The organism is Mycobacterium paraffinicum (assembly GCF_025822865.1).
In the GTDB taxonomy this organism is placed as follows: Bacteria; Actinomycetota; Actinomycetes; order Mycobacteriales; family Mycobacteriaceae; genus Mycobacterium; species Mycobacterium paraffinicum.
In genome coordinates, this window is the sequence record NZ_JACKUR010000016.1 from 12126 (window position 1) to 24535 (window position 12410).

Annotated in this window: 13 protein-coding genes; all 13 read left to right on the top strand. The window is 67.9% G+C overall.

Annotation, left to right across the window (positions count from 1 at the left end; translation table 11 throughout):
- The first annotated feature begins 152 nt into the window (after positions 1-152).
- The 13 genes from nicT (at position 153) to hypF (ending at position 12407) form a co-directional block, all read left to right on the top strand.
- Complete coding sequence (nicT, locus tag H7J89_RS05200) at positions 153-1265, top strand: Nickel transporter NicT (protein WP_264037138.1); 1113 nt, start codon at positions 153-155, stop codon at positions 1263-1265.
- Between the two features lie 93 nt (positions 1266-1358).
- Positions 1359-1694 (top strand): hydrogenase maturation nickel metallochaperone HypA, encoded by a 336-nt coding sequence (locus H7J89_RS05205; protein WP_067949288.1) that lies wholly within the window; start codon positions 1359-1361, stop codon positions 1692-1694.
- A gap of 28 nt (positions 1695-1722) precedes the next feature.
- A complete protein-coding gene (gene hypB / locus H7J89_RS05210; RefSeq protein ID WP_067199618.1) occupies positions 1723-2493 on the top strand; it encodes a hydrogenase nickel incorporation protein HypB in 771 nt (256 codons plus the stop codon).
- Positions 2494-2723: 230 nt separating this feature from the next.
- Positions 2724-3779, top strand: a complete 1056-nt coding sequence (locus tag H7J89_RS05215; protein WP_264037144.1) for an NADH-quinone oxidoreductase subunit B family protein — start codon at positions 2724-2726, stop codon at positions 3777-3779.
- Between the two features lie 80 nt (positions 3780-3859).
- Entirely contained in the window at positions 3860-5659 is a 1800-nt protein-coding gene (locus tag H7J89_RS05220; RefSeq protein WP_264037147.1) for a nickel-dependent hydrogenase large subunit, read from the top strand.
- Between the two features lie 4 nt (positions 5660-5663).
- Entirely contained in the window at positions 5664-6566 is a 903-nt protein-coding gene (locus H7J89_RS05225; RefSeq protein ID WP_264037149.1) for a NifU family protein, read from the top strand.
- Complete coding sequence (locus H7J89_RS05230; protein WP_264037151.1) at positions 6563-7189, top strand: DUF5947 family protein; 627 nt, start codon at positions 6563-6565, stop codon at positions 7187-7189. Before H7J89_RS05225 ends, H7J89_RS05230 begins: the two co-directional genes overlap by 4 nt.
- Entirely contained in the window at positions 7186-7833 is a 648-nt protein-coding gene (locus H7J89_RS05235; RefSeq protein WP_264037152.1) for a DUF6084 family protein, read from the top strand. The genes H7J89_RS05230 and H7J89_RS05235 overlap by 4 nt, the downstream gene beginning before the upstream one ends.
- Positions 7830-9155 (top strand): hypothetical protein, encoded by a 1326-nt coding sequence (locus tag H7J89_RS05240; protein ID WP_264037154.1) that lies wholly within the window; start codon positions 7830-7832, stop codon positions 9153-9155. Before H7J89_RS05235 ends, H7J89_RS05240 begins: the two co-directional genes overlap by 4 nt.
- 12 nt (positions 9156-9167) lie before the next feature.
- A complete protein-coding gene (locus H7J89_RS25885) occupies positions 9168-9287 on the top strand; it encodes a DUF6893 family small protein (RefSeq protein ID WP_372513720.1) in 120 nt (39 codons plus the stop codon).
- Between the two features lie 9 nt (positions 9288-9296).
- Positions 9297-9806, top strand: coding sequence for a hydrogenase maturation protease (locus H7J89_RS05245; RefSeq protein WP_264037156.1), 510 nt, complete (start codon positions 9297-9299; stop codon positions 9804-9806).
- Positions 9797-10063: a HypC/HybG/HupF family hydrogenase formation chaperone gene (locus tag H7J89_RS05250; protein ID WP_067212491.1), complete on the top strand. Its 267-nt coding sequence runs from the start codon at positions 9797-9799 to the stop codon at positions 10061-10063. The genes H7J89_RS05245 and H7J89_RS05250 overlap by 10 nt, the downstream gene beginning before the upstream one ends.
- A gap of 1 nt (position 10064) precedes the next feature.
- Positions 10065-12407: a carbamoyltransferase HypF gene (gene hypF, locus H7J89_RS05255; protein WP_264037159.1), complete on the top strand. Its 2343-nt coding sequence runs from the start codon at positions 10065-10067 to the stop codon at positions 12405-12407.
- Positions 12408-12410 lie beyond the last annotated feature (3 nt).

Genomic DNA, 12410 nt, shown 5'->3' on the forward strand with positions numbered 1-12410 from the left:
CGCGGTGGGTGCGCCAGTTTTCGGCCGAATTCGCCCTGCACCGGCCTCCCGGAATTCCTGCGACCTACTTGCATCTGGCTGGCGATGGCACATACAGTCGTGCGGGTTGTTCCGTTCCATGCCCGATGCTGGAAGGACCCTGGAGGAACCCAGTGGTCAGTACTGAGTTGGGCCGGCCGTCATGGACGACCAGGCTGCGCGGCGCCCTGACACCGGCGGAGTGGGGGCGGCTCGCATCGATGTCGGCGATCATCGTCGCGCTCCACGTAGTCGGGTGGTTCGCCCTGGCGGCCTTCGTGGCCCCGGCGCAATTCAGCATGGGGGGCAAGGCATTCGGGGTCGGCGTCGGGTTGACGGCCTACACCCTGGGAATGCGGCACGCGTTCGACGCCGACCACATCGCCGCCATCGACAACACCACCCGCAAGCTGATGAACGACGGGCAGCGGCCGCTCGCGGTCGGATTCTTCTTCTCGCTGGGCCACTCCACGGTGGTCTTCGCGCTGGCGGTCCTGCTGGCGTCCGGGGTCAAGACGATCGTGGGACCGGTCCGCGACGACTCCTCGAAGCTGCATCACTACACGGGACTGATCGGCACGGGCGTCTCCGGTGTGTTCCTCTATGCGATCGCCCTCCTCAACGTCGTCGTGCTGGTGGGCATCCTGCGGGTGTTCGCGCGGGTGCGCCGCGGTGGTTACGACCCCGACACCGACGGGGCAGAACTGGAACGGCACTTGGACAACCGGGGCCTGATGAACCGATTCCTCGGCCGCTTCACCAAATCGGTCACTAAGTCGTGGCACTCCTACCCCGTCGGGCTGCTGTTCGGGCTCGGCTTCGACACGGCCACCGAGATCGCGCTGCTGATCCTGGCGGGCACCAGTGCGGCCGCCGGCTTGCCGTGGTACGCCATCGTGTGCCTGCCCGTGCTGTTCACCGCCGGCATGTGCCTCCTGGACACCATCGACGGCTCGTTCATGAACTTCGCCTACGGCTGGGCCTTTTCGAATCCGGTGCGCAACATCTACTACAACATCACCATCACCGCACTGTCGGTGGTCGTCGCGCTGCTGATCGGCAGCGTCGAACTGCTCACCCTGTTCGCCGAGCAGTTCGGCTGGCGGGGCGCGTTCTGGAGCTGGATCGGCGGGCTGGACCTGGGCGTGGTCGGCTATCTCGTCGTCGGCGCGTTCGCCGTCACCTGGGCGGTGGCGTTGCTCGTCTGGCGCTACGGGCGCCTCGAACAGAAGTGGACGTCGTCGTAGAACCGCGAGCCCCGAGAGCGGCTGCGCATCCTGGGCCGTCGGTGTAGAACAGTGCTCATGAGCCTCGCTGCGGCCGGACGCCGGTGATCGGCTGTGCATGAGCTGTCGCTGTGCGAAGCGATCGCTGGTGTGGTCAAGACGCATGCCGACGGTCGGCACGTCGACGTCGTGCGCGTGCGGATCGGGGCGCTGCGCCAAGTGGTGCCCGAGTCGCTGTCGTTCTGCTGGACGCTGGTGCGGGACGCCGAGGACATGCCCGGCGCCGAGCTGGAACTCGAGTGCGTCGGCGCCGAGGTGCGCTGCCGCGCGTGCGGCCGGCAATCGGAGATCACGTCGGCCTGGTCGATCTGGTGTCCCGAGTGCGACAGCTCCGACGTCGAGGTGTTGCGCGGCAACGAATTCTTGGTGACGTCGTTGGACGTCTCGTGAAACTGGCCTGCTCCGAACGGATTTGACCATGGGTAGATTTCATCGGCATGACGACGGGACCGTGCACACCCACGAGCACGACGACCCGGATCACCGGCACGGCGATCACGGCCAATACCAGACCGGCAAACAGCGGGTCGACGTGCTGGAGGCGATCTTCGCGGAGAACGACCTGCTCGCCGACGCCAACCGCGCGGCGTTCGAGAGCAGCGGGGTGCGCACCCTCAACCTGATGAGTTCGCCGGGATCGGGCAAGACGACCGTCCTGCAGGCCACGCTTGACGAGCTCGCCGGTGAGCTTGCCATCGGGGTGATCGAGGGCGACATCGCCACCGACCTGGACGCGGCCAAGCTCAGCGGTCGAGGCGCCCAGGTGTCACTGCTCAACACCAGCAACGGTTTTGGTGGCGAGTGCCACCTCGACGCGCCGATGGTGAACCGCGCACTGCCGGGTCTCGACCTGCCCGCGCTGGACCTGGTGATCATCGAGAACGTCGGAAATCTGGTCTGCCCGGCCGAGTTCGACGTGGGTGAGCACGCCAAGGCCATGGTCTACTCCGTGACCGAGGGCGAGGACAAGCCGCTGAAGTACCCGGTGATGTTCCGCTCGGTGGATGTGGTGTTACTCAACAAGATTGACTTGGTTCCGTACCTGGACGTCGATGTCGATGAGTACATCGCCCACGTGCGCAAGGTCAATGCGACGGCGACGATCCTGCCGCTCAGTGCGCGGACCGGTGCGGGGATGGGCGCCTGGTTCGGCTGGCTGCGACGATTCGCCGCGGACGCGCCGGCCTGACGGGTCCGCTCTTGCAATGCTTTCGCATGATGTCGGGGCATCGGCGCGGCCGACGACTGCTCCCCGAGCGGTGCGGAAGGGTATGCAACGGTTGTCTAACTACTTGGTGCCGCAAAGACGTTGACACACTGGGCGGTGAAGAGTAGACCCAGAAATTAGCGCTGCGCAAGTGGGCCGACGGTCGACTCCGGCGGCGCAGGGGTCTCAGCCCGGCCCCGGAAAGCTGCAGCATGCCAACAGAAGCAGCAGTCAAAGCGGAAGAAACATTGATTCATGTCCTATGGATTAATGCGGGGCTCAGTTGTGATGGCGATTCGGTGGCGCTGACTGCCGCCACCCAACCCTCTGTTGAGGAGATTGCCCTGGGGGCGTTACCGGGGCTCCCGAAGGTCGCCGTGCACTGGCCGCTCATCGATTTCGAGTGCGGACCCAGCGGAGGGGCGGACGATTTCCTGTCGTGGTTCTTCAAAGCCGACCGCGGCGAGCTGGAACCGTTCGTGCTCGTCGTCGAGGGGTCGATCCCGAACGAGAAGATCAAGGAGGAGGGCTACTGGTGCGGGTTCGGCAACGACCCGGCCACCAACCAGCCGATGACCACCAGCGAGTGGCTCGACCGGCTGACGCCCAAGGCCACCGCGGTCGTCGCGGTCGGGACGTGCGCCACGTACGGCGGCATCCACGCCATGGCCGGTAACCCGACGGGGGCGATGGGCGTGCCCGACTACCTGGGGTGGGACTGGAAGAGCAAGGCCGGCATTCCCATCGTGTGCGTGCCCGGATGCCCGATCCATCCCGACAACCTGTCGGAGACGCTGACCTACCTGCTCTACATGGCGACCGGTCAGGCGCCGATGATCCCGCTCGACGACGCGCTGCGCCCCGCGTGGTTGTTCGGCGCCACCGTGCACGAGGGTTGTGACCGGGCCGGATACTACGAGCAGGGCGACTTCGCCACCGAATACGGATCGCCGAAATGCATTGTCAAACTTGGCTGTTGGGGCCCGGTGGTCAAATGCAACGTGCCCAAGCGTGGTTGGATCAACGGCGTCGGCGGCTGCCCCAACGTGGGCGGGATCTGCATCGGATGCACGATGCCGGGCTTCCCCGACAAGTTCATGCCGTTCATGGACGAGCCGCCGGGCGGCAAGGTCTCCACCACCGCGTCGGGCCTGTACGGAACCGTGATTCGCAATCTGCGGGGTATCACCGCGCGCACCGTCGACAAGGAACCGCGGTGGCGCCACAACGGTAACCAACTCACCACCGGAGCGCGCCGCACCTGGTAGGTCACCTACCGGGTGGGCGCGCTTCGTTCTCAAATCTGAGCCCTCGAGCTCAAGAGCCCACAGCGGGAAGAAGAAGTGCGATGACAACCATCATTCCGGAGCCCACCCACGCCAAGCGGGAACCCGGCCAACTGGTCGACATGGCCTGGGACCCCATCACAAGGATCGTGGGCAGCTTGGGCATCTACACCAAGATCGACTTCGAGAACCGCGAAGTCGTCGAGTGCCACAGCACCTCGTCGATCTTCCGCGGCTACTCGATCTTCATGAAGGGCAAGGATCCGCGCGACGCCCACTTCATCACCAGCCGCATCTGCGGGATCTGCGGCGACAACCACGCGACCTGCTCGTGCTACGCGCAGAACATGGCGTACGGCGTCAAGCCACCGCACCTCGGCGAGTGGATCGTCAACCTCGGTGAGGCCGCGGAATACATGTTCGACCACAACATCTTTCAGGAGAACCTGGTCGGCGTGGACTTCTGCGAGAAGATGGTGTCCGAGACCAACCCGAGTGTGCTTTCGCTCGCCGAGAAGACGCCCGCGCCTCAGGCCGACGCCCACGGGTACAAGACGATCGCCGATATCATGCGTTCGCTCAACCCGTTCACCGGCGAGTTCTACCGCGAGGCGCTGGTCGTCAGCCGCTGGACGCGAGAGATGTTCTGCCTCATGGAGGGTCGCCACGTGCACCCGTCCACGCTGTACCCCGGTGGGGTCGGCACCGTCGCGACGATTCAGCTGATGACCGACTACATGACCCGGCTGATGCGGTACGTGGAGTTCATGAAGAAGGTCGTGCCCATGCACGACGACCTGTTCGACTTCTTCTACGAGGCGCTGCCGGGTTACGAGAAGGTCGGGCTGCGCCGCACCCTGCTCGGCTGCTGGGGGTCCTTCCAGGACCCGGAGGTGTGCAACTTCGAGTACAAGGACATGGAGCGCTGGGGCAACGCCATGTTCGTGACCCCGGGTGTGGTGGTCGACGGCAAACTGCTCACCCACTCGCTGGTGGACATCAACCTCGGCATCCGGATCCTCTTGGGCAGTTCGTATTACGACGACTGGACCGAGCAGGAGATGTTCGTCAAGACCGACCCCCTGGGCAACGCGGTGGACCGGCGCCACCCGTGGAACCAGCACACCAACCCGCACCCGCAGAAGCGGGACATGGACGGCGGCAAGTACAGCTGGGTGATGTCGCCGCGCTGGTTCGACGGCAAGGACCACCTGGCGCTGGACACCGGCGGTGGCCCGCTGGCCCGGTTGTGGTCGACCGCGCTGGCCGGCCTGGTCGACATCGGCTACGTCAAGGCGACCGGCAACAGCGTCAAGATCAACCTGCCCAAGACCGCGCTCAAGGGTCCGGTCGAGTTCGAGTGGAAGGTGCCCAAGTACGGCAGCAACACCATCGAGCGGGACCGGGCGCGCACCTACTTCCAGGCCTACGCGGCGGCGTGCGCGTTGCACTTCGCCGAGAAGGCCTTGGCCGAGATCCGCGCCGGCCGCACCAAGACTTGGGAGCGCTTCGAGGTGCCCGACGAGGCCATCGGGTGCGGCTTCACCGAGGCGGTGCGCGGCGTGCTCAGCCACCACCTGGTGATCCGCGACGGCAAGATCGCCAACTACCACCCGTACCCGCCCACCCCGTGGAACGCCAATCCGCGCGACAGCTACGGCACGCCCGGGCCGTACGAGGACGCGGTGCAGGGTCAACCGATATTCGAGGAGAACAGCCGGGAGAACTTCAAGGGCATCGACGTCATGCGCACGGTGCGCAGCTTCGATCCGTGCCTGCCCTGCGGTGTGCACATGTACCTGGGCAAGGGCAAGACCCTGGAGAGACTGCACACGCCAACTCAGTCACCCGTCGGGGAGTGAGGAGATGGTGGATCGCCCGGAAACCCTTGACGACAGTGCGGCGCGTTGGCGCACAGCGGGCGATCGGATCCAGACCCTGCTGGATTCCTGCGCGGCGAGCGGGGCGGCCGCGCAGGAACGCGCAAGGGAGTTGGTCCGGGAAGTGGTCGGGCTCTACGGGGCCGGGCTGGAACGGATCATGCTGCTGGCTCAAGAGGGCTCCCGGGACGGACCAGGCCCCGGCCTGGCCGAGCGGCTGGCCACCGACGACCTGGTGGCCAGCCTGCTCCTCGTCCACGGCCTGCACCCCCACGACGTGCACCGCAGGGTGTCGGACGCGCTCGACCGGGTGCGGCCGTACCTGGGCTCGCACGGTGGTGACGTCGACCTGATCGGAGTCGATGGCGATACCGTGCGGCTCGCATTCACCGGCAGCTGCAAGAGCTGTCCGTCGTCGGCGGTGACGCTGGAATTGGCGGTCCAGGACGCGGTGCGCGCCGCCGCGCCCGAGGTCTCGTCGATCGAGGTGGTGACCGCCGAATCCGCGTCCGGCCCGGCCGTGATACCCGCCGAATCCCTACTGGCCCATCTGCATTCGACCAGCCCGACCTGGTACCCGGTACCCGAACTGGCCGAGCTGGAGCCCGGCGAGGTGGCGGGCTTCCTGGTGTCGGACACCCCGCTGGTGGTGTGCAGGATCGGCGACCTGCCGCTGGCCTACCGTGACCACTGTCCGGTGTGTGACGACTCGTTGGCGGGTGCCCGGCTTCGCGAGACGTTGCTGGGCTGCCCGCGCTGCGGCACGCAGTTCGACGTCGTCCACGCGGGTGCCGGCGCAGGCGGAACTCACCTCGAGCCGCTCCCCCTGCTGGTGCGCGACGGGGTGCCATCGGTAGCGCTGGCCGAACCGATGGGCGCCCCGGCATGACGACCCCGTACGAGGTCCTGACCCGCATCCGCAGCAACCGTGCGGCCCCCGAACCGGCCGGGGAGCGGTGTGAGATGTGCTCGGAATCGATCGCGGACACCCACCAGCACGTGGTGAATGTGGCGGACCGCCAGCTCATGTGCGTATGCCGGGCCTGCTATCTGCTGTTCACCGACTCCCGGGCGGAGCTTCGCTACCGCGCGGTGCCCGACCGGTATCTGTCATTCCCGGGCTTCGCGCTGGATCGCCGGGCCTGGGAGGCGCTGCAGATCCCGGTGGGCGTCGCCTTCTTCTTCACGAACTCCGCACTCGGGCGCACCGTCGCCTTCTATCCCGGGCCGGCCGGCGCTTGCGAATCCGAGCTCGCGCTGGAAGTTTGGGACGCGCTCAGCGGCGCCGACGCCCGAGCGGGCCTGCTGGCCGACGACGTCGAGGCGCTGCTGGTCCGGGTCCCCGAATCCGGTGCGCCGCAGAGCTATCTCGTCCCCATCGACGCCTGCTACGAATTCGTCGGGCGACTGCGCACGCTGTGGCGTGGCTTCGACGGAGGGCAGGAGGCGCGCGAGTTCATCGACGGCTTCTTCTCCCAGCTCGAAGCGCGCGCCGTGAGAACACCGCCATGATGGACGTCGACTTCTCGGTCCTCGATGTGGCGCCCGAGCCGTACACCGTCAGCCCGGTGCTGACCGCGCGCGTCGCCATCGACACCGGCGGTAGCGCGGCCGACCCGGTGCACGCGATCGCCCTGCGCTGCCAGGTCCGCATCGAGCCGCTGCGACGTTCGTACTCCGACGACGAAGCCGCCGGGCTGCTGGACCTGTTCGGGCCGCGCGAACGCTGGGCTAGCACCCAGCGCACCTTCCTCTGGCAGCACTGCACCGCGATGGTGCAGGGCTTCGCCGGCAACACGACGGTGGCGCTGCCGCTCGATTGCACCTACGACTTCGAGGTCGCCGCCGCCAAATACCTGCATGCGCTGCGCGACGGGGCGCTACCGCTCCAGTTCCTCTTCAGCGGAACGATTTTCGTCAAATCCGAACGCGGGTTTTCCGTCCAGCAAGTCCCGTGGGACTGTGAATGCCGCTACGACATGCCGGTCACGGTCTGGCGGCAGCTGATGGCCCAGCATTACCCGAACGCCGGCTGGCTGCGGCTGAGCCACGAAACCATCACCGCCCTGGCCGCATACAAGTCGGCGCACGGGCTGCTCGACCTCGACCACGCGATCACCGCACTGCTGGACACGGACCGGGAGACGGCGCGGTGACCGAGGGTCGGGACCGGGCCCGCGCCGTCGCCGACGCGGTGCTCTACGAGGGCTACCTGCTCTACCCGTACCGCGGCACCTCGAGCAAGAACCAATCACGCTGGCAATTCGGCGTTCTGGGCCCGCCCGGGGCCGCGGAGGCCGGCCTGGGCGAGGACGACACCCTGGCGGCACAATTCCTGGTCGACGGCGCCGGGAAGCTGACCCTGGTGGTGCGATTCCTGCAGTTGCAGCACCGCCGGGCCGAGCGCGAAGTCGCCCCCGGGGAATACGAGCCCGTCGACGAGCTCGCCACCCCGGGCGGATCGTGGCTGACCTGGGACGAAGCGGTCGAATGCGAAAGGTCCTTCGGCCCTGTCGCGCTCGACGGCCGGCCGTGGACACTGTCGGTGACGGCGGACGCGGGCACCGACATCGAATTCCTCGATGGTGGGCGCCTAGTGCGGCAACGACGGGAGGTACGTGGCGTGCTCACGGTCGCCGGCGAGGCGGACGGCGACCTGTGCCGGGTGTCGGTGCGGGTCAGCAACATCGGCGACGGTGCAGCGGACAAGAACGACTCGATCGCGCGGTCCATGATCGGAACGCACCTCATCGCCGAAGTCGAGGGCGCGCAGTTCGTTTCGCTGCTCGAGCCGTCGCCCGCGGCCCTCGACGCGGCAGCCCGGTGCGGCCAGCACCGCTGCTTTCCGGTGCTGGCCGGACCGCCCGGCGCCCGGGACTTGCTGTTGATCTCGCCGATCATCCTCTACGACCACCCGGAGGTCGCCGAGCAGAGCGACACCGCCCTGTATGACTGCACCGAGATCGACGAGATCCTCACCCTGCGGGTGATGACCATGACGGACGAGGAGAAGGCGCAGGCCCGGGCCACCGATCCACGGGCGGCGCGGATCATCGACCAATGTGACGCCATGTCTCCCGACGCGATGGCTCGCCTGCACGGCGTGCTGCGCGATCCCCACGCGATCTCGGGCCTGGTCCCGGAGATCCCCGACGGGGTCGATTGGTGGGATCCGCTGGCCGACAACGCGGTACGCCCGGAAATCGATGCGGTGCTGGTGAACGGGGTCCGGGTGGCGCGCGGCAGCCGGGTCCGGTTGCGGCCCAGGCGCAACGCCGACGCGCAGGACATTTTCGTCGCAGGCAAGACCGCCCGCGTCACCTCGGTGCACGAGGATGTCGAGGGCACCAAGCACGTCGCGGTCGTCGTCGAGGACGACCCGGCCGCCGACCTGCATGACTGGTACGGCCGCTACCTCTACTTCTCCCCCGACGAAATCGAGCCTCTGGAAGCTCAACGCAGCCCGGCAAACTCGTGAAAGGAGTCCGAGATGGAGATCCTGGGTTGGATATTCATCGCGATCATCGCGTTGGTGGTGGCGATCGGCGTGGCGCTCGGGGTGGCATCCCTGCCCGATGCCCGCCGCTACCTGAAACTGAGGCGGATGTAACCGGCTGAAATGACAGCACGCATCCTGGTAGCGGGCATCGGCAACATCTTCCTGGGCGACGACGGATTCGGATCAGAGGTGATCCGCACCGCCGAGATCGCGCAGGACGGTGCGAGCGTCCGCGTCACCGACTACGGCATCAGCGGGATGCACCTGGCCTACGACCTGCTCGAGGATTGGGACACCCTGGTGCTCGTCGACGCGGTCCCCAGCCGTGGCAACCCCGGCACATTGCATGTCTTCCAGGCCGATCATGAATCGGATCACACCGCAATGGGTTTCGACGGCCACAGCATGGATCCGGCGGCGGTGTTCGCCAGCCTGCGGGCGCTGGGCGGCAATCCGCCCTACACGGTCGTCGTCGGGTGCGAGGCGGGCAGCGTCGAGGAGGGCATCGGCCTCACCGAGCCGGTGGCCCAGGCGGTTCCCCGCGCCGCGCGGGCCGTCGAGGAGATCGTCGCGGCGTTGCAAGCGCACTCGGTCGCGACCAGCCGAGAGGGTACCGAGCCATGTGTTTAGGGATCCCCGGCCAAGTGATCCGGATGCTGGACGGCTTCGAAGGGCAGCTGGCCCTGGTCGACGTCACCGGCGAACAGCGCAGGGTCAACGTCGGCATGCTGCCGGAGGAGACATTCGCCCCGGGCGACTGGATAATCATTCACATGGGCTTCGCCGTCGAGAAGACGGACCGCGCGGGCGCCGAACAGGCGCTGGCGGGCTTGGAGCTGATGGGCCGGGGCCGCACGGACCCAACGGACTTTCCGGAGGTCGGCTGAGATGACCTCGTCCCCCCTGCTGCTGCGGCACCGCGACGTTCGGCAGCGCTTGACCGTGACCGGTGTCGTGCAGGGGGTTGGCTTCCGGCCCTTCGTCCACCGCATCGCGACCGAACTCGGCCTGTCCGGCTTCGTCGGCAACGACTCGGGCGCCGTGTTCGTCGAGGTGCAGGGCGAGCGCGCACGCATCGCCGAATTCGGCCGCCGACTCCACGCCGAGGCGCCGCCGCTGGCCCGGATCCGCGACGTCACGGTCAGCGAGCTCGCCGCCGATGCCGGCGAAGAACGCGGGTTCCGGATCGTGGCCAGCCGGGACCTCCCCGGCGAGACGACGCCGATTCCGCCCGACATCGCCGCGTGTGACGACTGCGTCGCCGAACTCTTCGACCCGAGCGACCGGCGCTACCGCCACCCCTTCGTCACCTGCACCAACTGCGGGCCGCGATTCACCATCATCCGCGAGCTGCCCTACGACCGCCCGGCGACCACCATGTCCGGGTTCCCCATGTGTGCGCGCTGCGCCGCCGAATACCACGACCCGACGGATCGGCGCTTCCACGCGCAGCCGATCGCCTGCCCCGAGTGCGGGCCGTCCCTGTGGTTCCGGTCGGCGAGCGGACGCGTCGACGGAGCGGAGGCAGCGCTGGCGGCCACCCAACGCGCGCTGGCCACCGGTGCGGTGGTGGCCATCAAAGGCGTTGGCGGTTACCACTTGGCCTGCTCCGTCAGCGACGGCGCGGCGCTCGCCGCGCTGCGGGCGCGAAAGGCACGCGGCGCCAAGCCGTTTGCGATGCTGGTCCGCGATCTGGACGTCGCGCGCCGCTACGCCCACGTCGACGACGACGAGGCGGCCGTGCTGCTGAGTCCCGCCCGTCCGATCGTGTTGCTGCGACGCCGATCCCCGAATGACACTGCGCCGGTCGCCGACGCCGTCGCGCCGGGCAGCCCGCTGCTGGGACTGATGCTGCCGTACTCCCCCATCCATCACCTGCTGTTGGCGCCCGTGCCCGCCGCCACCGGGGCCGTCCCGGCCGCGCTGGTGCTCACCAGCGCCAACCGATCCGACGAGCCCATCTGCTTCACCGATGACGATGCCAGCCAACGGCTTCCGGCGCTGTGTGATGCGGTGCTCGACCACGATCGCCCGATCCACGTGCCGTGCGACGACTCGGTGGTGCGGGTGGTCGACGGGCGCGAACTGCCGATCCGGCGGTCCCGCGGGTACGCGCCGCTGCCGGTCGACTTGAATACCGAGGGCCCCGCGGTGCTGGCCGTTGGCGGGGAATTGAAAAACACCTTCTGCCTCACCGACGGCGCACGCGCCTATCTGTCCGGGCACATCGGCGACATGGGCACCTGGGAGACGTTGCGCGCGTTCGAGCGGGCGGTGCGCCAACTCAGCGAGATGCGCGGTGAGCCGGCGCGTTTGGCCGCCGACCTGCATCCCGGGTATCACACCCGAAGCTGGGCGGAGCGCCGCGCGGACGGTCGACCGCTGGACCTGATCCAGCACCACCACGCGCACGTGGTGTCGCTGCTGGCCGAGCACGGGCGAATCGGCGAACCCGTCATCGGGGTCTCCTTCGACGGCACGGGTTACGGATGCGACCAGACCATCTGGGGCGGGGAGATTCTCCGGCTCGGCCGCGACAGCCAGCGATTCGTCCGGGCCGGCCACCTGTTGGGAGTACCGCTGCCCGGCGGTGATGCGGCTGTCCGCAACCCTTGGCGGATGGCGCTCTCGCAGTTATGGTCGGCCGGCATCGACTGGACCCCCGACCTGGCCCCCGTCGCGGCCGCCACGCCGGACGAATTGCGCCTGACCCGTTCGCAATTGGAGACGGGAACCGGATGCGTGCCCTGCTCGAGCATGGGCCGCCTGTTCGACGCGGTCGCCTCGTTGCTCGGGGTGCGGCACCGGATCGACTACGAAGGCCAGGCCGCCATCGAGCTGGAGGCGCTGGCGCAGTCGGCGGGTGCGCAGTCCGGGCCGTCGCTGCCGCTCATGGTCGGCGCCGGCGGGGTGATCGATCCCGCGCCGATGGTGCAGACGTTGGTGTCGGCGCTCTACGCCGGCACGCGACCCGCGCTGCTGGCCGCGGCTTTTCACGAGGCCGTCGCGGACGCCGTCGCCAAGGTGATCGGTCAGGTGGCCGGCGCCACCCGGTTGGTGGGCCTCACCGGTGGGGTATTCCAGAACGTGCTGTTGCTGAGAGCGTGTCGTCAGCGGTTGCAGCTGGCGGGATTCGAGGTGCTGACCCACCACCTCGTTCCGCCCAACGACGGCGGGCTCGCCCTGGGTCAGGCCGCGATCTCGATGCTGACCGCGCGGGAGGAGGGCTGACCC

Coding starts and splice junctions, on each gene's coding strand:
- hypB (WP_067199618.1), top strand. CDS start 1,723: ATGGGTAGATTTCATCGGCATGACGACGGGACCGTGCACACCCACGAG.
- H7J89_RS05215 (WP_264037144.1), top strand. CDS start 2,724: ATGCCAACAGAAGCAGCAGTCAAAGCGGAAGAAACATTGATTCATGTC.
- H7J89_RS05220 (WP_264037147.1), top strand. CDS start 3,860: ATGACAACCATCATTCCGGAGCCCACCCACGCCAAGCGGGAACCCGGC.
- H7J89_RS05225 (WP_264037149.1), top strand. CDS start 5,664: ATGGTGGATCGCCCGGAAACCCTTGACGACAGTGCGGCGCGTTGGCGC.
- H7J89_RS05230 (WP_264037151.1), top strand. CDS start 6,563: ATGACGACCCCGTACGAGGTCCTGACCCGCATCCGCAGCAACCGTGCG.
- H7J89_RS05235 (WP_264037152.1), top strand. CDS start 7,186: ATGATGGACGTCGACTTCTCGGTCCTCGATGTGGCGCCCGAGCCGTAC.
- H7J89_RS25885 (WP_372513720.1), top strand. CDS start 9,168: ATGGAGATCCTGGGTTGGATATTCATCGCGATCATCGCGTTGGTGGTG.
- H7J89_RS05245 (WP_264037156.1), top strand. CDS start 9,297: ATGACAGCACGCATCCTGGTAGCGGGCATCGGCAACATCTTCCTGGGC.
- H7J89_RS05250 (WP_067212491.1), top strand. CDS start 9,797: ATGTGTTTAGGGATCCCCGGCCAAGTGATCCGGATGCTGGACGGCTTC.
- hypF (WP_264037159.1), top strand. CDS start 10,065: ATGACCTCGTCCCCCCTGCTGCTGCGGCACCGCGACGTTCGGCAGCGC.